This window comes from Pseudomonas sp. Sample_14, from assembly GCF_004307515.1.
Classification (GTDB): Bacteria; Pseudomonadota; Gammaproteobacteria; order Pseudomonadales; family Pseudomonadaceae; genus Aquipseudomonas; species Aquipseudomonas atacamensis.
Window position 1 is genome coordinate 157,543 of sequence record NZ_RCOC01000096.1, and the last position, 18,958, is coordinate 176,500.

General features: G+C 59.8%; 20 protein-coding genes. 11 read left to right on the plus strand and 9 right to left on the minus strand.

Annotated features, from left to right (window positions below; translation table 11 throughout):
• Positions 1-241 precede the first annotated feature (241 nt).
• Positions 242-1,579 (plus strand): NADP-specific glutamate dehydrogenase, encoded by a 1,338-nt coding sequence (gdhA, locus tag D8U61_RS25125; RefSeq protein ID WP_024014371.1) that lies wholly within the window; start codon positions 242-244, stop codon positions 1,577-1,579.
• On the opposite strand, the gene D8U61_RS25130 is transcribed toward gdhA, so the two are convergent.
• From D8U61_RS25130 to D8U61_RS25150, 4 genes are all read right to left on the minus strand, one after another.
• Positions 1,576-2,070: a GreA/GreB family elongation factor gene (locus tag D8U61_RS25130; RefSeq protein WP_039761720.1), complete on the minus strand. Its 495-nt coding sequence runs from the start codon at positions 2,068-2,070 to the stop codon at positions 1,576-1,578. The genes gdhA and D8U61_RS25130 overlap by 4 nt on opposite strands.
• A 70-nt stretch (positions 2,071-2,140) precedes the next feature.
• Complete coding sequence (locus D8U61_RS25135) at positions 2,141-2,497, minus strand: hypothetical protein (RefSeq protein WP_125925968.1); 357 nt, start codon at positions 2,495-2,497, stop codon at positions 2,141-2,143.
• A gap of 219 nt (positions 2,498-2,716) precedes the next feature.
• Complete coding sequence (locus D8U61_RS25145; protein WP_024014368.1) at positions 2,717-4,570, minus strand: DUF4105 domain-containing protein; 1,854 nt, start codon at positions 4,568-4,570, stop codon at positions 2,717-2,719.
• Positions 4,571-4,666: 96 nt separating this feature from the next.
• Positions 4,667-5,155, minus strand: coding sequence for a DUF3015 domain-containing protein (locus D8U61_RS25150; RefSeq protein ID WP_016773112.1), 489 nt, complete (start codon positions 5,153-5,155; stop codon positions 4,667-4,669).
• A gap of 302 nt (positions 5,156-5,457) precedes the next feature.
• Between D8U61_RS25150 and D8U61_RS25155 the strand changes: the two genes are divergently transcribed.
• Positions 5,458-7,896 (plus strand): ATP-binding protein, encoded by a 2,439-nt coding sequence (locus tag D8U61_RS25155; protein WP_024014367.1) that lies wholly within the window; start codon positions 5,458-5,460, stop codon positions 7,894-7,896.
• Between the two features lie 324 nt (positions 7,897-8,220).
• Complete coding sequence (locus tag D8U61_RS25165) at positions 8,221-8,541, plus strand: hypothetical protein (RefSeq protein ID WP_016773114.1); 321 nt, start codon at positions 8,221-8,223, stop codon at positions 8,539-8,541.
• On the opposite strand, the gene D8U61_RS25170 is transcribed toward D8U61_RS25165, so the two are convergent.
• Positions 8,538-10,367: a hypothetical protein gene (locus D8U61_RS25170; RefSeq protein WP_130927859.1), complete on the minus strand. Its 1,830-nt coding sequence runs from the start codon at positions 10,365-10,367 to the stop codon at positions 8,538-8,540. The two genes, D8U61_RS25165 and D8U61_RS25170, sit on opposite strands and share 4 nt — an antisense overlap.
• A gap of 160 nt (positions 10,368-10,527) precedes the next feature.
• Here D8U61_RS25170 and D8U61_RS25175 point away from each other — a divergent pair, with 160 nt between their 5' ends.
• From D8U61_RS25175 to D8U61_RS25185, 3 genes are all read left to right on the plus strand, one after another.
• Positions 10,528-11,016 (plus strand): TIGR00645 family protein, encoded by a 489-nt coding sequence (locus tag D8U61_RS25175; RefSeq protein ID WP_016773116.1) that lies wholly within the window; start codon positions 10,528-10,530, stop codon positions 11,014-11,016.
• Between the two features lie 131 nt (positions 11,017-11,147).
• Entirely contained in the window at positions 11,148-11,453 is a 306-nt protein-coding gene (locus tag D8U61_RS25180; RefSeq protein ID WP_024014365.1) for a DUF6482 family protein, read from the plus strand.
• A gap of 120 nt (positions 11,454-11,573) precedes the next feature.
• Positions 11,574-12,191 carry an FKBP-type peptidyl-prolyl cis-trans isomerase gene (locus D8U61_RS25185; RefSeq protein ID WP_016773117.1) on the plus strand — a complete coding sequence of 206 codons (618 nt, stop codon included), beginning with the start codon at positions 11,574-11,576 and terminating at the stop codon, positions 12,189-12,191.
• Positions 12,192-12,321: 130 nt separating this feature from the next.
• Here the strand turns inward: D8U61_RS25185 and D8U61_RS25195 are convergent, their stop codons facing one another.
• The 3 genes from D8U61_RS25195 to D8U61_RS25205 all read right to left on the minus strand — a co-directional run bounded on the left by D8U61_RS25195 (position 12,322) and on the right by D8U61_RS25205 (position 14,275).
• Positions 12,322-12,579 (minus strand): hypothetical protein, encoded by a 258-nt coding sequence (locus D8U61_RS25195; RefSeq protein ID WP_016773118.1) that lies wholly within the window; start codon positions 12,577-12,579, stop codon positions 12,322-12,324.
• Between the two features lie 204 nt (positions 12,580-12,783).
• Positions 12,784-13,125: a zinc ribbon domain-containing protein YjdM gene (locus D8U61_RS25200; RefSeq protein WP_016773119.1), complete on the minus strand. Its 342-nt coding sequence runs from the start codon at positions 13,123-13,125 to the stop codon at positions 12,784-12,786.
• 181 nt (positions 13,126-13,306) lie between these two features.
• Complete coding sequence (locus tag D8U61_RS25205; protein ID WP_016773120.1) at positions 13,307-14,275, minus strand: polyprenyl synthetase family protein; 969 nt, start codon at positions 14,273-14,275, stop codon at positions 13,307-13,309.
• Positions 14,276-14,516: 241 nt separating this feature from the next.
• On the opposite strand from D8U61_RS25205, the gene rplU reads away from it, so the two are divergent.
• From rplU to D8U61_RS25230, 5 genes are all read left to right on the plus strand, one after another.
• Entirely contained in the window at positions 14,517-14,828 is a 312-nt protein-coding gene (gene rplU / locus D8U61_RS25210; RefSeq protein ID WP_007924746.1) for a 50S ribosomal protein L21, read from the plus strand.
• Positions 14,829-14,863: 35 nt separating this feature from the next.
• Positions 14,864-15,121: a 50S ribosomal protein L27 gene (gene rpmA / locus D8U61_RS25215; RefSeq protein WP_016773121.1), complete on the plus strand. Its 258-nt coding sequence runs from the start codon at positions 14,864-14,866 to the stop codon at positions 15,119-15,121.
• 193 nt (positions 15,122-15,314) lie between these two features.
• Positions 15,315-16,538: an Obg family GTPase CgtA gene (gene cgtA, locus D8U61_RS25220; RefSeq protein WP_016773122.1), complete on the plus strand. Its 1,224-nt coding sequence runs from the start codon at positions 15,315-15,317 to the stop codon at positions 16,536-16,538.
• Positions 16,539-16,675: 137 nt separating this feature from the next.
• Entirely contained in the window at positions 16,676-17,794 is a 1,119-nt protein-coding gene (gene proB, locus D8U61_RS25225; RefSeq protein ID WP_039761700.1) for a glutamate 5-kinase, read from the plus strand.
• A 10-nt stretch (positions 17,795-17,804) separates the two neighbouring features.
• A complete protein-coding gene (locus D8U61_RS25230; RefSeq protein WP_039761698.1) occupies positions 17,805-18,272 on the plus strand; it encodes a CreA family protein in 468 nt (155 codons plus the stop codon).
• Between the two features lie 184 nt (positions 18,273-18,456).
• On the opposite strand, the gene rpsT is transcribed toward D8U61_RS25230, so the two are convergent.
• The gene (gene rpsT, locus D8U61_RS25235) at positions 18,457-18,729 is read right to left on the minus strand and encodes a 30S ribosomal protein S20 (protein ID WP_003228351.1); all 273 of its coding nucleotides are present in this window, start codon (positions 18,727-18,729) and stop codon (positions 18,457-18,459) included.
• Positions 18,730-18,958: the final 229 nt, after the last annotated feature.

Sequence of the window (18,958 nt, forward strand, 5' to 3'; positions counted from 1 at the left end):
GGTAACGCATTCCAAATGTGGGAGCGAGCCTGCTCGCGAAGATGGTGTAGCTGTTGGTGCAAGTCTTGAATCTGTGCTCCCCACTCAGGTGCAAAAACGGATCAAAAACCCCTTGGATTTATATCCTGTGCACCATTTAATTTCATAACTGCGACATCTTGCTCTGTTCCTGTGCGCAATTCGTTTGTTACAGTCCGGCCCAATCTCCTCCAACGACAATAAATTTGCCGAGACTTTGCCCATGATCGAATCCGTCGAATCCTTCCTTGCGCGCCTGAAAAAACGCGACCCGGACCAACCCGAATTCCACCAGGCTGTCGAAGAAGTCCTGCGCAGTCTGTGGCCGTTTCTTGAAGCCAATCCGCATTACCTGACTTCGGGCATTCTGGAGCGCATCTGCGAGCCGGAGCGTGCGCTGGTGTTTCGCGTATCGTGGGTCGACGATCAGGGCAAGGTCCAGGTCAATCGCGGCTTCCGTATCCAGATGAACAGCGCCATCGGCCCGTACAAGGGCGGCTTGCGTTTTCATCCGTCGGTGAACCTCGGCGTGCTGAAATTTCTCGCCTTCGAGCAGACCTTCAAGAACTCGCTGACCTCCCTGCCCATGGGCGGTGGCAAGGGCGGTTCGGACTTCGATCCGAAGGGCAAGAGCGATGCTGAAGTCATGCGTTTCTGCCAGGCGTTCATGAGCGAGCTGTATCGCCACATCGGCGCCGACGTTGACGTGCCGGCCGGTGATATCGGTGTCGGTGCGCGGGAGATCGGTTTCCTCTTTGGCCAGTACAAGCGCCTGAGCAACCAGTTCACCAGCGTCCTCACCGGCAAGGGCATGACTTACGGCGGCAGCCTGATTCGCCCGGAAGCCACCGGTTTCGGCTGCGTGTACTTCGCCGAAGAAATGCTCAAGCGCCGCGGGCAGAGCGTGGAAGGCAAGCGCGTGGCGATTTCCGGTTCCGGCAACGTCGCGCAGTACGCGGCGCGCAAGGTCATGGATCTGGGCGGCAAGGTGATTTCCCTGTCCGATTCCGAAGGCACGCTGTACTGCGAAGCAGGATTGAGCGAAGCACAGTGGCTGGCGCTGCTGGAGCTGAAAAACATCAAGCGCGGGCGCATCAGCGAACTGGCAAGCGCCCATGGTCTGGAATTCCGCGCCGGCCAACATCCGTGGTCGCTGCCGTGCGATATCGCGCTGCCCTGCGCGACGCAAAACGAACTCGACGCCGAAGCCGCGCGCACTCTACTGCGCAATGGCTGCGTCTGTGTGGCTGAAGGCGCGAACATGCCGACCACGCTGGCGGCTGTGGATATCTTTATCGAGGCCGGCATTCTCTTCGCTCCGGGCAAAGCGTCGAATGCCGGCGGTGTGGCCGTGAGTGGTCTGGAGATGTCGCAGAACGCCATGCGCCTGCTGTGGACGGCGGGCGAGGTCGACAGCAAGCTGCACGCGATCATGCAGTCGATCCACCACGCCTGCGTGCATTACGGCGAAGACAACGGTCAGGTCAATTACGTCAAGGGCGCGAACATCGCCGGCTTCGTCAAAGTCGCCGATGCGATGTTGGCGCAAGGCGTGGTTTAAGCCGGTTCGATGCGGATCACTTCGATCAGTTGATCGCCGGCAGGTCGCTGCCATAGCACTTCATCGTTGAGCCGGGCGCCGAGCAAGGCCCGGCCCAGCGGTGAGGCCCAGTTGATCAGGCCCTGACTGGCGTCGGCCTGATCCTCGCCGACCAGTTGCACGCGGTGTTCAGTGTCGTGTTCATCGGCAAAAGTCACCCAGCTACCGATCTGCACCTTGTCGGTGGAGGTCGCAGCGACTGCGACTTGGGCGCTGCTCAGGCGCTGAGTGAAATAACGCAGATCCCGTTGCAGATCGGCGAGACGTTGTTTGTCGGCCTGCTCGCCCTTGGCCGTTTGCTCGGCGTGCAGGCTCTGCAACTCGATGACTTTCGCCTGCAACTGCGCCAGCCCTTGCGGGGTGACGTAGTTGGGCTGCGTGCTGACCTGACGTTCGACCGGCTGATCGGCCTGCGCGGCGGCGTTGTCTTCGTTGACGAATGCGCGACTCATGAAGTCCTCCTGTTAAAGGATTTGGGCCATGATTGCCGGCGTTTGGTTTCACTGGATGTCTGCAAGCGACCTATTGCGAGCGATAGGCCCGCCCGACGTCCTGGTCCTTCTGCTGCTGCCAGGCGCGTTCGCGTTCGTCCCAATGTTCGTTGCGATATTGCTCGCGATCCCTGTTTTCGAGCATCGCCTGACATTGGCGGAAGCCGTCGACCCAGCCGTCGGCGTATTGCTGGTCCTTGAGATAGCGCGGCACGTTCTTGCGAAACTCACCGCTGATCGAGCCCGCCGCTTGCCGGCCGCTGACGCAACCGTCATCGAAACCATCGGCGAAGGCCGGTGGATAGCCCTTGGCGATCAAGTCTTCATGGGTGGTCTGGCAACCGGCCAGCGCCAATACAACGGCCAACAATCCCACGCACCGCCACATCGCACTCTCCCGCGCCGATACTCGGCTCATAAGGAAAGTCTAGAAGGGGATTCATGAGGCGGCTGTCGAAGGCCTGTGAAAAATCCATTGCACACCACAAAGCACCTGTGGGAGCGAGCCTGCTCGCGAAGGCGTCGTGTCAGGCAACACTACTATTGACTGAACCACCGCTTTCGCGAGCAGGCTCGCTCCCACAGGGAGATTTACACAGGCTCGGGATCAGTAGTGATACCACTTCACTTCCAGCATGACTTCTGTTTCCGGGCTGGCGAGCTGGCTGAATTCACGCTGAGCGCTCAGGCGCAAACCGAGATTGCGCGACAGCTCCCACTGCTGATTCAGGCTCAGGCTGCGGCGCACTTCGCCGTTGAAGAAATAGTCGCCCTTGGCTTCCAGGCTCAGATTGCCCAGCGGGTTTTTCCACAGCACGCCGGTGTTGAAGCCGCCGGCCGGGGAAACAAACTCGGCGAAGTCATTGTTGTGTTCCACGCGCACCGTGCCCAGCGCGAAGCCGAGCACGTCTTCGCCCAACTGCCACGTGCCGCCGCCGCCACCGTTGACATGGCTGACCAGCGTTTCGTCGTCATGCTTTCCCGGCACCCGCTCAAGGCCACCGGTGACTTGCCACGACAGCGGTTGCAGCAGCTCGTTGCGCGGTGTCAGCGAACGAATGGTGGCCAGATCCAGTTGCTGCAGCTGCCAGTCATTGCCTTCGTACTGGCGCAGCTTCAGTTGCAGGATCTCGATCTGCGCGCCGAGGGGGAAGCTTTCGGCATTGTCATTGAGGTCGTGATAAGCCATGCGCAGGCCATATTCGCCGAACGCGCGATCGCCGCGCGTACCGAGGCCGGCCTGCCAGGTGCGGGACTCGTGGCCATCTTCGGGCAGACCGGGTTGCGGTATTTCCAGCTCCGGCGCCGGGTTCTTGTTGATCGCCCGCAGCAGTTCGAAACTGCGCTGCGCCCGTTGCGGGTCGCGCTCCTGGCCGTTGGCGCGGTAGCGCTCCAGACGATAGGCGGCGTCGACGATCAGCGCCTGACGTGCGCGCGGCAGGGCTTTGAACGTTGGCTCTTGCAGGACTTTTTGATCGGCGCTGACTTTCAGCACCCATTGCTGTTCATCATCGCTCAACGGCTCGGCGCGGCTGAGCAGTTCACGTTCGCGGGACGGGCGATATTCGATGTGCTCGACCAGCCCGGCCTCTTTCACCGCTTTGACGGTGTCGGTGGGGATTGCGGTCAGCGGGAATTGTTCGGTCAGGCGCAGGCTCGGCCGCGCCACTTGCAGCAGTTCCAGCAAGCGATACGAGCAGTTTTCGTCGAAGAAGAAATAGTCGAACTGGATCTGCTTGAGCTCCCACACATGTTCGACCATGCGTGCGGTTTCTTCCTGTGTCAGATTGAGCCGGTATTCCCACAGGTCACGGTTTTCCAGGCTGCGGTATTCCGACAGTTTTTCCTGATACGGCACCAGCGCGAACAGCCCCGGGTAGCCGCCCATCAAGCCTTTCCAGGCATACAGAATGCTGTTGTCCGAGCCTTCGATGTAGGCGCCGAAGTTGATCGCGTAGCTGAGCAGCGAGGTCTTGTCGGCCTGCACATCCGCCTGATCGATGCGCAGCAGGGTGTGGCCGAACATCGACGACGGGCTGTTGAGATACGCCGCCGGGAAAATCATCACCGCGCTGTGCGGCGAGACGTCCTTGAACCATTGCTTGTATTCGGCGCATTCCGGCGCTGGCAGGTCAGCGAGATTGAGCTGCGCTTTCAGCCAGCGCGTGCGCGCGGGGTATACGCATTGTGCGTGTTGCTCGCCGAGGCTGGCCGGGGCGTACAACGCCTGCACGGTGGCGGCCAGTTCGCGGTCCGGATGTTCATTGCCGTCGGGCGCGAGAAAGAACTTCTTGTCGCTGACATAGCTGCGCCAGCCGCCGAGCTTGGCGGTTTCGTAATGACCGAGGGAAATCCAGAAGCGGTCGTTGGCCAGTTGCTGCAAACGTTGAGGATCGATGTGAGGCGCGGCGGACAGCGGGGCGCAGACACAGAGCGCCAGCCAGGCAAGGCGTTTGAGCATAGTCGGCAACTTGAACAGGAAAGTAATAAAGACCCAAAGAGGGGCGGGCCAAAAAAAACAAAACCCGCTTCCCGAAGGAAGCGGGCGGGGTCGAGCTTAAGCCTGAGTTGCGTACTTGGCCAGACGTGGGTCCGATTTCAGTACTGCCAGGGTGTTGGTATGCACGTCTTCAGCGGTCACGTCAGCTTTGCTGAAGATCTGCTGGAAGTGCTCGTGGGTGACTTGCGCGAAGTGCGCACGATCTTCCGGTGCTACGCCCAGGACCACGGCATAAGTGGTCAGCGCTTCGCCATTGCCTTTGGCCATGTCTTCGGACAGCTCGTTCATCATGCCATTCATGGCGAACCAGGATTTGCCGCCATAAGTCAGGGACGCGTTGGTCGAGCAGCCGTTGGTGCCGGAGGTCATACCGAAGGTAGCGTTACCGGAAGTGCCGTTGGTGGTGGAAGCAAGGAAGTGCGCCGGGGTGCCACGCTGACCTTCGAACAGCATGTTGCCCCAACCGCAATCCGGGCCGCCCGGGGCTTGCGCCATTGCGTTGATGGATACAGCGGTGAAGAGAGTACCGAGAAGAATCCGTTTCATAGCTTTGTTCTCTTTATGTGCATACCAATGGACAGGGTTCTGGCCCTTCGTGCTCTGCCCGAGGACAAAGCCGAAAGTGTCAGTGGGCCGGTATTAGTTCCAGCCGCGCAGTTTGGAGTTTAGGCACGTTCCAGCGGTTCCGTGACTTTTTGCAAAATATTTGGAATAAACCTCTGATTTATCGGGACGCGTCGGCCGGCCGCGCGCTTGTCTATGCTTTGTCATGTGGCGCGCCTTGCCAGTGGGGCACGGGCAGCGCCAGAATGCCGCTACCTGCCCCGCCTGATTGTTAAGGAAGCCCGATGCCTGATCCTGTCGCTGCCAGCCTGCGTCTTGCGCCCGAAGCGCTGACTCGTCCGTTTTCCGCTGAACAGTTCAGCTTCACCAGCACCAATGATCTGGAGCCCTTTCGCGGTGTGCTCGGCCAGGAACGCGCGGTCGAAGCCTTGCAGTTCGGTGTGGCGATGCCACGCCCCGGTTACAACGTATTCGTCATGGGCGAGCCCGGCACCGGCCGTTTCTCGTTCGTCAAACGCTACCTGAAAGCCGAAGGCAAGCGCCTGCAGACCCCGGCGGACTGGGTCTACGTCAACAACTTCGATGAGCCGCGCGAACCACGTGCACTGGAGCTGCCATCGGGCACGGCGGCCTCGTTCATCGGTGACATCAACGGCCTGATCGACAACCTGCTGGCGACTTTTCCGGCGGTTTTCGAACACCCGTCTTACCAGCAGAAAAAAAGCGCCATCGACCGTGCCTTCAACCAGCGCTACGACAAGGCGCTGGACATCATCGAGCGGCTGGCCCTGGAAAAAGACGTCGCCCTGTACCGCGACAGCAGCAATATCGCCTTCACGCCGATGCTCGACGGCAAGGCCCTGGACGAAGCCGAATTCGCGCAGTTGCCGGAAGCCGAGCGCGAGCGTTTTCACGATGACATTTCCGGCCTCGAAGAGCGCCTGAACGAAGAACTCGCCAGCCTGCCGCAGTGGAAGCGCGAGTCGAACAATCAACTGCGTTCGCTCAACGAAGAAACCATCACCCTGGCCTTGCAGCCGTTGCTGGCGCCGCTGTCGGAGAAGTACGCGGAGAACGCCGGGGTCTGCGGTTACCTGCAAGCGATGCAGGTGTATCTGCTGAAAACCGTGGTCGAGCAACTGGTTGACGACAGCAAGACCGACGCCGTCGCGCGCAAGTTGCTGGAAGAACAATACGCACCGAGCCTGGTGGTCGGGCATCCGGCCAGCGGCGGTGCACCGGTGGTGTTCGAACCGCATCCGACCTACGAAAACCTGTTCGGCCGCATCGAGTACACCACCGATCAGGGCGCGCTCTACACCACTTACCGGCAGTTGCGTCCGGGTGCGCTGCACCGCGCCAATGGCGGTTTCCTGATTCTCGAAGCGGAGAAAATGCTCAGCGAGCCGTTCGTGTGGGATGCGCTCAAACGCGCCCTGCAATCGCGCAAACTGAAAATGGAATCGCCGCTGGGCGAGATGGGCCGCTTCGCCACCATGACCCTGAACCCGCAGCACATTCCGCTGCAGGTCAAAGTCATCATCATCGGTGCGCGGCAGCTGTATTACACGCTGCAGGATCTCGATCCGGACTTCCAGGAGATGTTCCGCGTTCTGGTCGACTTCGACGAAGACATCCCGATGGTCGACGAAAGCCTCGAGCAGTTCGCCCAGCTCCTGAAAACCCGTACTTCGGAAGAAGGCATGGCGCCGCTGACCGCCGATGCGGTGGCACGACTGGCGACCTACAGCGCACGGCTGGCCGAGCATCAGGGGCGCTTGTCGGCGCGCATTGGTGATCTGTTCCAACTGGTCAGCGAGGCGGATTTCATTCGCCATCTGGCCGGCGATGAAATGACCGACGCAGGCCATATCGAACGCGCCCTGAAAGCCAAGGCCACCCGCACCGGGCGCGTCTCGGCGCGGATTCTCGACGACATGCTCGCCGGAATTATCCTCATCGACACTGACGGTGCGGCGGTCGGCAAGTGCAACGGGCTGACAGTGCTGGAGGTCGGCGATTCGGCGTTCGGCGTGCCGGCGCGGATTTCCGCCACGGTCTACCCGGGCGGCAGCGGCATCGTCGACATCGAGCGTGAGGTCAACCTCGGCCAGCCGATTCACTCCAAAGGCGTGATGATCCTCACCGGTTATCTGGGCAGCCGTTACGCCCAGGAATTCCCGCTGGCGATCTCGGCGAGCATTGCGCTCGAGCAGTCGTACGGTTACGTCGACGGCGACAGCGCATCGCTGGGCGAGGCGTGCACGCTGATTTCGGCACTGTCGAAAACCCCGCTCAAGCAATGTTTTGCCATCACCGGTTCGATCAACCAGTTCGGCGAGGTGCAGGCAGTCGGCGGGGTCAACGAGAAGATCGAAGGCTTCTTCCGCCTCTGCGAAGCACGCGGCCTGACCGGCGAACAAGGCGCAATCATTCCCCAGGCCAACGTCGCCACGCTGATGCTCGATGAGAAAGTCCTCGCCGCCGTGCGCGCCGGCCAGTTCCACGTGTATGCGGTGCGTCAGGCCGATGAGGCGCTGAGCCTGCTGGTGGGTGAGCCGGCCGGGGAGCCGAACGCCGATGGCGAATTCCCCGAAGGCAGCATCAATGCGCGAGTGGTCGAGCGCCTGCGCGATATCGCCGAGATGATCAGCGAAGAGGACTTGAAAGAGGCTGAGAAGGAACTGGCGCAGGAGGCCCTCGCCGAAGCCAAACCGGCCTGATCAGTTCACGCCAGACCCTGTGGGAGCGAGCCTGCTCGCGAAAGCGCTGTATCAGTCGACGAATGAGTTGGCTGATCCATCGTCTTCGCGAGCAGGCTCGCTCCCACAGTGCTTTTCCAGATTGATCTCTGCGGGGATCTTCGGGGAATGTGCCACTACTCTGACGCCAATATTCACACAATGACCATTCGGCGCCTTCTGGTTCCATTTGGCTTGCGCGGGACACTTTTCTTCTATTCTCAGGTCAAGGATATCGACAGTATCACTGGATCGAGCCAGTCCTCCCGTGGGGGCTGAATACCGGCTTTACCGAGGGTCGCCGCCATGTCGCGCAACCTCTGTCTCACCCGTCAATGCCTGGGTCTGGTGACCCGGATCGAATGCGCCGTCAAGCCGCTGGCCGGCGACAACGGCATGTGGACGCTGCTCTTCGCGGCCGGCATGGCCGGCGAACAACCTTCCGCGATCAAAGCCCAAGGCCCGTTCCACGGCCCGGTGGCGGCCGAGTCGATTCTCGACACCATCGTTGAAAGCCTGACCTTGCATGGTTACGAACTGGCCGATGATCCGCAGATCTGGAGCTTGCATCTGCAAGCGCAGTTGCGGCAGATCAACGGCGGTCGTGGGCGCAGCCTCAACGGTTAAGGCGCTGTCTGGTCCACCGGCGCGTTGTCGAGCTTGACCTCAAAGCCGTATTGCACGGTGGCGAGGTCGGTGCGCTGATAGGTTTCCACGCGAGTCGGGCGACCATAAAAGTAGTGCACGCCCAGTAGCGCCGGGCCTTCGGTGCTGGCGTCGTGGCTGACCGAAAGAATCTGCTTGAGGTAATGGCCACTGTCGTCCTTGACGAAGAAACGCCATTCGTTGGCCGGGAAGGTTTTCAGGTCGACCACCAGCGTGTTGTCCTTGATCGCCAGGCCTTTGGGCAATGACTGCGCGTCGTAGGATTGCTTGGCCACAGTCGCCAGGAACAACGGCATCGAGCCCACGGCAATCGCCGGGGTTTCCGGAAACAGGTTCAGATCATAAGTAATCGTCGCTTGCAGCGGATCGACCTGGTACGCCTCGGGCGGCAGTTCGATCGGCTCGTCGAGTTTGCCGCCGCGCTTTTCCGTGAAGAAAGTCACCGGGCTGACGCCGGGGTTGAGTTCGTCGCCAAGCAATTCGTCATTGAAGGTGCGGCGGTGGGAAAACTCGATACGTGCCGCGCTCGGCTCTTCAACCGATTGATGAATGCGCACGCCGGCCTTCAATTGTTCCTCGGTCAGGTCCGCGCCTTTGAGCCAGTTGGCGGCGAGATCGTCATACACCACAACTGGCAGGTCCAGCGGCTGCACGGCTTTGGCCGTGGTGTGCGGATTGAAGGTGCGCACCGGCAGATCCAGGGATTTGCGCGTCACCGTTGCCGAGGAGAAGTCGAGCACGCTGACTTCCAGTGTGTCGATCGGACCGTGGAAATACACCTTGTTGTAGCGGCGCGGGTGGTCTTTCTCGAAGGCTTGCTGGTCGTCGCTGAGCTGTTTTTCCAGGGTGTCGCTCCAGCTCTTTTGCTTTTGTAACTGCGCCAGTTGTTTCTGGTAGAACGCGACCTGTTCCGGGCTTTCGTTGATCGAGCCAGCGCGCACCAGGTATTGGCCACTGGCGTCGCGGGCCTGGACGATCAGCGGATTGATCCGGGTTTCGGCGACTTCTGCCGCCAGCGGCAGGTTGTTGCTGACTTCGACCTCGGCGTAGTTTTTTTCCAGCTTGAGCAGTTTGACGCTGAGATTGTCGTTGCTGCGGGTCTGGCCGACGTCTTTCTGCGTCAGGTCAAAGCTGTACAGGCGACGCGGCGCGATGACCTCGACCTGGCCTTGCAGGCTGACCGGTTGCGGCAGGCTTTTCTTGTCGACGTTCAGGCCATCGATGAACGGGTAGGTCACCGTCAGGTCATCGGGGTTGGTCACGTTGGAGCTGGACGGGCTGAGCTGAATGCCTGGATCGGTTTCCGACCACTCCGGCTGCCAGGCGATCACGCGTTTGTTGCTCAGCGTCACCGAGTGCCACTCGATGCCGTGCGGGAACAGGAAACCGCCGGGAATGTTCAGGTTGAACGGGAATACCGGCTGCAGATCGGTGAGGTAATCCGAGCTGGCGTCCTTGTGCAGCACGAACAGGCCGTCGATGAAGGTATCGACCAGCGCTTGCGGGGTAGGGTAGTGCTTGAGCACGGCGAGGGCGTCGGCGCCGTATTCGGTATGCGGGGTGATGTCGTCAAGCTTGAGCCGGGCGCGTTCGAGCAACAGCAGCGAACCGCCGAGTTCGGTGATGGCGTCCTTGAGCTTGGGATCGCTGATCGTGTCCAGTGACTGTTCGAAGGTGGCGGTCTTTTCGTCGAGGTTGGCGACTTGTTTTTCATCGCCGGGCGAGCAACCGCCGATGAGCAAGGCGAGGCAGATTCCGGCAGTCGTCAAGGCTGATCGCACATCCATTTCCACGCGTCCTGTCCACTGTCATTGGGCTGTCAATGCTTTGGACACTAGCAGAAAAACTTTGTCACACACACGCAGGTGGCGGATTTTCCGGCGGTTTCTGGCTGTCACAGCGGGCTGTTATACTCGCCGCCATTTCCAGCCCCTTGTGTGAGAGTCAATGGAACGCTTTATCGAAAATGCAATGTACGCCACCCGCTGGCTGCTGGCGCCGATCTACATCGGCCTGTCCCTCGGTCTGCTGGCGCTGGCATTGAAGTTCTTCCAGGAAATCATCCATATCCTGCCCAACGTCTTCGCCATGGCTGAATCGGATCTGATTCTGGTGCTGCTGTCGCTGATCGACATGGCGCTGGTGGGCGGTCTGCTGGTGATGGTGATGATTTCCGGCTACGAGAACTTCGTCTCGCAACTGGACATCGACGAAGGCAAAGAGAAGCTCAGCTGGCTGGGCACCATGGACTCGTCGTCGCTGAAGATGAAAGTCGCGGCGTCGATCGTGGCGATTTCTTCGATCCACCTGCTGCGCATCTTCATGGATGCCAAGAACGTCGATCCTGAGCATCTGATGTGGTACGTGATCATTCACATGACTTTTGTGGTGTCCGCGTTTGCCATGGGTTACCTGGACAAGGTCACCAAGCACTGATCAGCCGATCAAGGCAAAAAAACCGCCCGTCTGTTGCGAAACAGACGGGCGGTTTCGTTTGTGGCTTGTGCTTTCAAGCGCAGCGGCCTATGCCTGTAACGGTGCGATTCGCCACGGTGTGAGGTGCTTCCATGAACCTGCAAGAGTTGAACGCGTTTGCTGTTGCCAGGAAGGTCGACGAGTTGAACCTGATCTCCATGGAAGGAGGCATTTACCTGTTGGAAGCGAGGATGCATGGGACGGCGTATCCGTTGAGCGATCTCAAGGGCAATATGCTGACGCTGCGCTCAGTGGAGCACGCGCGGGATCTCCTGCATGCCTTTCCGGTACTGCCCTTCAATCTTGTGCACACCTCAGTCCATGACGAAATGTGCGGGCTGGTCGCTGACCTCGATGAAAGCCTGAAAGTGCCGCTCGCCTGGCGCTCGGCCCTGTAGCCTCGGCCCCAAGTCCGGGGTATCTGTGCTAGTCTGCTCGCCCTTTTGGTTCCGGGCGCGCCGGGACGCGCTGTGCACGCACGGCAAGTCCTGTGGCCGTCCGCACAGCGGAGCAGTGTCATGTCCGAAGTTAATCTGTCCACCGACGAAACCCGCGTCAGCTACGGTATCGGCCGTCAACTCGGCGACCAGCTGCGCGACAACCCGCCACCGGGTGTCAGCCTGGACGCGATCCTGGCCGGTCTGACCGACGCTTTCGCCGGCAAGCCAAGCCGTGTTGGCCAGGAAGAAATGTCCGCCAGCTTCAAAGTGATCCGCGAGATCATGCAAGCCGAAGCAGCTGCCAAGGCTGAAGCCGCGGCTGGCGAAGGCCTGGCCTTCCTCGCCGAAAACGCCAAGCGTGACGGCATCACCACCCTGGCTTCCGGCCTGCAATTCGAAGTGCTGACTCAGGGCGACGGCGCCAAGCCGACCCGTGAAGACCAGGTGCGTACGCACTACCACGGCACCCTGATCGACGGCACTGTGTTCGACAGCTCCTACGAGCGCGGCCAGCCTGCAGAATTCCCGGTTGGCGGCGTGATCGCCGGCTGGACCGAAGCCCTGCAACTGATGAATGCCGGCAGCAAATGGCGCCTGTACGTGCCGAGCGAACTGGCTTACGGCGCACAAGGCGTGGGCAGCATCCCGCCGCACAGCGTTCTGGTATTCGACGTCGAGCTGCTCGACGTTCTGTAATACCGAGCCTGCTTGATGGCAGGCCAATGTAGGAGTGAGCCTGCTCGCGAACGCGGTGTGTCAGTTGTTGATTGGCTATCTGACACACCGCTATCGCGAGCAGGCTCACTCCTACAGTTTTGACCGCGTTTCATATTTCGATCTTGTTGTGCAGCTCATTGGTCGGGCGCAACGCCCGGGCATAGCAGAACAGGAACAGATTGCGCACCAGCTCCTTGAGCACCAGCGGCTCGCTGGAATTGAGGCTGCTGACGTCCAGATCGCCTTGATCCTGCAGCTCATGCAAGGCTTCTTCTTCAAGCACCGCACAGACTTCGCCGGTTTCCCGATGGAGGATTCTGAGGTAAGGGTGTGGGCGATCCAGCCAGGCGTCGATCAAATAAGTCATGGGGTTCATCTCCTTGAAAGGTTTCAATGAGAATAATTCTTATTCATCAAATGGCAAGTGCCTATTGGCGGATCGTGGAGTTTTCCGGGTAAAGGTTGTGTCAGGTCAAAATGACTGGCTGATGGCCATGCGCGGATTCATTGAGCCGAAGCGGGGAGGGCAAAGCTCCATCCCACGGCTGGCGCAGGATGGATGACGCAAGGCTCAGACTTTTCTGACGAACTCGGATTTGAGCTTCATCGGACCGATGCCGTCGATCTTGCAGTCGATGTCGTGATCGCCATCGCACAGGCGGATGTTCTTGACCTTGGTGCCGACCTTGACCACCAGCGACGTGCCTTTGACCTTGAGGTCCTTGATCACGGTGATGGTGTCGCCGTCCTGCAGGACGTTGCCGACCGAATCCTTCTTCACGGCATCATCAGCCGCCACTTCGGCTTCGCCGCTGGCAGACCACTCGTGGGCGCACTCGGGGCAGACCAGTTGGGTGCCGTCTTCGTAGGTGTATTCGGAATTGCATTTCGGGCAGGGTGGCAACGTGCTCACTAAGGTTCCTTGGGTATCAGGAGGACTAAAGGGCGCACATTGTATAGGGTTTTACGCGGAGGAGGGCATAGCGCAGAAACAACTGTGGGAGCGAGCCTGCTCGCGAAAGCGCTGTGTCAGTCAACATTGAGTCGATTGGCAGATTGCTTTCGCGAGCAGGCTCGCTCCCACAGGGGATGAATCAGTGCGTGCGGGCTACCGCGAACTCGCTCAGTTCCACCAGCGCATCGCGGTATTCGCTGGCCGGCAGCGCCTCGAGGCACTTGATCGCACGGGCCACGTAATCGCGGGCCAGTTGCGCGGTGTACTCCAGCGAGCCGGACGCTTCGACGGCGATGCGGATGCTTTCGAGGTCTTCGATCCCGCCTTTCTGGATCGCCTGACGCACCAGTGCCGCCTGTTCGGCCGTGCCTTCGCGCATGGTGTAGATCAGCGGCAGGGTCGGTTTGCCTTCGGCCAGATCGTCGCCGACGTTCTTGCCCAGGGTTTCCGCGTCGCCTTTATAGTCGAGCAGGTCATCAACCAGCTGGAACGCCACACCCAAGTGATCGCCGAACGTGCGCAGGGCTTCGCTCTGTTCGGCGGTCGCGCCGGCGAGCGCGGCGGCGCTGTGGGTCGAGGCTTCGAAGAGCATCGCGGTCTTGCCGCGGATGACTTCCATGTAGGTTTCTTCGCTGGTGCTGGCGTCACGCACCTTGGACAGCTGCAACACTTCACCTTCAGCGATGATGCGTGTGGCCTGGGAGAGAATCTTCATCACCGGCATCGAGCCCAGTTCGACCATCATTTCGAACGAGCGCGAATACAGGAAGTCGCCGACCAGCACGCTCGGGGCATTGCCCCACATGGCGTTGGCGGTCGAGCGGCCACGGCGCATGCCGGACATGTCGACGACGTCGTCATGCAGCAGGGTCGCGGTGTGCAGGAATTCGATGGTGGCGGCCAGCAGGCGCATGTCGTCGCCTTCGCGACCCAGGGCCTTGCCACACAGCAACACTAATAAAGGACGCAGGCGTTTGCCGCCGGCCGACGTGATGTAATCGCCGATTTTCGATACCAGCGGCACTCGAGACGTCAGCTGCTTCTTGATGATGCCGTCGACGGCGCTAAAATCGTCCGCCACCGCGCGGTAGAAAGCTTGGGGTTGCATCAGCGAGAGTCGCTCCAGAAGGGTTGCGCGGCATGCTAGGACCCCCGTCCAGACCTGTCAAGGCGCGATGGACGGCCACTTGCGCGAGGCAGATTGCTTGCGTACAATCGCGCACCCTGAACTTCCTGGGCAGCACCTGCCTTACGCAATTGCACTTGGGCCGTTCCAGCCCCATGCAGCCATGCCAGCCAATACCTCTTCTTATAAAGAGCTGGGTGAGCAGGATTATCGGAGAAATACCATGTACGCAGTAATCGTTACCGGCGGTAAGCAATACAAGGTCGCTGAAGGTGAATACCTGAAGATCGAAAAACTGGAAATCGCTACTGGCGAATCCGTGACTTTTGATCGCGTTCTGCTGGTCGCCAACGGCGACGACGTGAACATCGGCGCACCAGTTGTTGCTGGCGCAACCGTCAAGGCTGAAGTGATCTCCCAAGGTCGTCACGATAAAGTCCGCATCATCAAGTTCCGTCGCCGTAAGCACCACATGAAGCGTATGGGCCACCGCCAGTGGTTCACCGAGATCAAAATCACCGGTATTCAGGCTTAATTACAGCCTAATTCCTCACTAGGAGAATTGAACTCATGGCACACAAAAAAGCTGGTGGTAGTACCCGTAACGGTCGCGACTCAGAAGCCAAACGCCTTGGCGTGAAGATGTATGGCGGCCAGGTCATCAAGGCCGGCAACATCATCGTGCGTCAGCGCGGCACCCAATTCCACGCTGGCTACGGCGTTGGCATGGGCAAGGATCACACTCTCTTCGCTAAAATCGAAGGCGTGATCAAGTTCGAAGTAAAGGGCGCCTTCGGTCGTCGTTACGTGAGCGTAATCGCGGCTTAATCGCGAGATCGCTGGAGAAGCCCTGTCTTGCGACGGGGCTTTTTCGTTTGTGGGGTGAGTCTCTTGCAAAGCTGTTTGTATGGGCTGTCGGCGTGCGATGCAGGTCGTGTCTTGGGGTCGCTGCGCTCATTTTTGCAAGAGTCTTATGTCTTGATTGTTTTTCGGCTCGTCCGTACGGCGAGAGGCGTTGGTTATGAAGTTTGTTGATGAAGTATCGATTCGCGTAAAGGCCGGTGACGGTGGCAACGGTGCCATGAGTTTCCGCCGGGAAAAATTCATTGAAAACGGCGGCCCGAACGGCGGTGATGGTGGTGACGGCGGTTCCATCTACATGATGGCCGACGAAAACCTCAACACCCTGGTCGACTACCGTTACACCCGTCACTTCGATGCCGAGCGTGGCTCCAACGGTGGCAGCACCGACTGCACCGGCAAGAAGGGCGAAGACCTGATCCTGCGCGTGCCGGTCGGCACCACCGTGATCGACTCTGCCACTCAGGAAGTCATCGGCGACCTGACCAAGGCCGGTCAGAAACTGATGGTAGTGCAGGGCGGCTGGCACGGTCTGGGCAACACCCGTTTCAAATCCAGTACCAACCGTGCACCGCGTCAGACCACGCCGGGCAAGCCGGGCGAGCAGCGCGACCTGAAACTGGAAATGAAAGTGCTGGCCGACGTCGGTCTGCTGGGCTTGCCGAACGCCGGTAAAAGTACCTTTATCCGTTCGGTCTCGGCGGCCAAGCCGAAAGTTGCCGACTACCCGTTCACCACGCTGGTGCCGAACCTGGGTGTGGTCAGCGTCGATCGCTGGAAGAGCTTCGTCATTGCCGACATTCCGGGTCTGATCGAAGGCGCTTCCGACGGTGCTGGCCTGGGCATTCGCTTCCTCAAGCACCTGGCGCGCACGCGTCTGCTGCTGCACCTCGTCGACATGGCGCCGCTGGATGATTCCAGTGCTCCGGACGCGGCTGAAGTGATCGTCAACGAGTTGATCAAGTTCAGTCCGTCGCTGGCCGAGCGTGATCGCTGGCTGGTGCTGAACAAGTGCGACCAGATCCTTGAAGAAGAGCACGATGCTCGGGTCAAGGAAATCGTCGATCGTCTGGAGTGGACCGGTCCGGTGTACGTGATCTCGGCCATCGCCAAGATCGGTACCGAGCGTCTGTGCCACGACATCATGCGTTACATGGAAGACCGTGCCGATCGCCTCGCCGCAGATCCTGCGTACAAGGAAGAGCTGGCCGATCTCGATCAGCGCATCGAAGACGAAGCCCGTGCGCAGTTGCAGGCGCTGGACGACAAGCGTGCCCTGCGTCGCAGTGGCGTGAAGTCGGTCCATGACATCGGCGACGATGACTGGGACGAAGAAGATGTGGATGACGAAGACGGTCCGGAAATCATTTACGTGCGTGACTGATCCGTTGCGATAAACTTGAACGCCGCTCAATCGAGCGGCGTTTTAGTATCCGGAAATCGATCGTTGGTCAGCAATCGCCACGATTAACGTCACGGGCAGCGCCAGGTCGCGCTGCCCTCAAGCTAAGGTTGAAGATGATGCGGAGCAAGGTGACAGGTGCGCAGCGTTGGGTCGTGAAGATCGGCAGCGCTTTGCTGACAGCTGACGGCAAAGGGCTGGATCGCGCGGCAATGAGTGTCTGGGTCGAGCAGATGGTGGCGTTGCATGAAGCGGGCGTCGAGCTGGTGCTGGTGTCCTCCGGGGCGGTGGCGGCCGGCATGAGTCGCTTGGGCTGGACCGCGCGACCCAGTGCCATGCACGAGCTCCAGGCGGCCGCTGCAATCGGTCAGATGGGGCTGGTGCAGGCGTGGGAGTCGAGCTTCGCCGAGCATGGCCGGCACACTGCGCAGATTCTCCTGACCCACGACGACCTGTCCGACCGCAAGCGCTACCTCAACGCCCGCAGTACCTTGCGTGCGCTGGTCGAGCTGAAAGTCATTCCGGTGATCAACGAAAACGACACTGTGGTCACCGATGAAATCCGTTTCGGCGACAACGACACGCTGGCGGCGCTGGTGGCCAATCTGGTCGAGGCCGATCTGCTGGTGATCCTCACTGATCGCGACGGCATGTTCGACGCCGATCCGCGCAACAATCCTGATGCGCAGCTGATTTATGAAGCGCGCGCCGATGATCCGACGCTTGATGCGGTCGCCGGCGGTACCGGCGGTGCGCTGGGGCGTGGCGGCATGCAGACCAAGCTGCGCGCGGCGCGCCTGGCAGCGCGTTCCGGTGCGCATACCATCATCGTCGGCGGGCGCCTTGAGCGCGTGCTTGATCGTCTCAAGGCGGGCGAGCGCATCGGCACGCTGCTATCGCCGGAGCGCGGCATGCTCGCGGCGCGCAAGCAGTGGCTGGCCGGGCACCTGCAAACCCGTGGCACTCTGGTGCTGGATGAGGGGGCGGTGTCGGCGTTGTCCAAGGGCAACAAAAGTCTGCTGCCGGTGGGGGTGAAGCTGGTTCAAGGCAGTTTCCGTCGCGGTGAGATGGTCGTCTGCGTAGCGCCGGATGGTCGGGAGATCGCTCGGGGTCTGGCCAATTACAGCGCCCTGGAAGCGCAAAAAATCATCGGTCAGTCGTCGGATGCGATTGTCGGTTTGCTCGGTTACATGGCGGAGCCGGAACTGGTTCACCGTGACAACCTGATTCTGGTCTAAGGAAAATTCGATGCGTGTAGCGAAAGGATTGTTGGGCCTGCTGATGGCCATGCCATTGCTGGCCTCGGCCGAGGAAATCGGTCAGGTGTCGACGGTGTTCAAGTTTGTCGGGCCGAATGACCGGATCGTGGTCGAGGCGTTCGACGATCCGAAAGTCGAAGGCGTGACCTGCTACCTGTCACGCGCCAAGACTGGTGGAGTGAAGGGTGGTCTCGGTCTGGCCGAGGATCGTGCTGAGGCGTCGATCGCTTGTCGCCAGGTCGGGCCGATCAAGTTCAAGGGTGAGCTGAAGGATGGCGATGAGGTGTTCAAGGAGCGCACTTCGCTGGTGTTCAAGACCATGCAGGTGGTGCGTTTCCTCGACAAGAAGCGCAACACGCTGGTGTACCTGGTCTACAGCGATCGCTTGATCGAGGGCAGTCCGCAGAATGCGGTCACGGCCATCCCGATCCTGCCGTGGGTGCCGGTCCAGCAATAAGCGTCATCAATCCGAACTGTGGGAGCGAGCCTGCTCGCGAAGAGGTCATGTCGGTCGATAGAAATATCAACTGGCAGATCGCATTCGCGAGCAGGCTCGCTCCCACATTTTTTTGCCTGTAGCTTGTTAAATCACAGGCAATAAAAAACCGACCCTGAGGTCGGTTTTTTAATGACTACGTCGATTAAGCGGCTTCTTTCAGCGCTTTGACGTGGCCATTCAGACGGCTCTTATGACGAGCAGCCTTGTTCTTGTGGATGATGCCTTTATCGGCCATACGGTCGATAACTGGCACAGCCAGAACGTATGCAGCTTGAGCTTTTTCAGCGTCTTTTGCGTCGATGGCCTTAACTACATTCTTGATGTAGGTACGAACCATGGAACGCAGGCTGGCGTTGTGGCTGCGACGCTTCTCAGCCTGTTTTGCACGTTTTTTGGCGGAAGGTGAGTTGGCCACCGTCGAGCTCCTCGAAAGACTTTTTAGGAAATAGCAAACAAAATAGGCCGCGAATCATGCCGATGAAGACTTGTCTTGTCAAGGGCAGTTGAATCGTTCCGCTAAGTGGTAGGTATAAAGAGGCGGGATATTTATTTCCGGCGCTTGACCTGTAAACTCGCGAGCTTTGGCTCTGTGCTGTTGCGGCGCGGAGTATCGCACAAGTAGGCGCATTGTTCGCCTGCTGTTT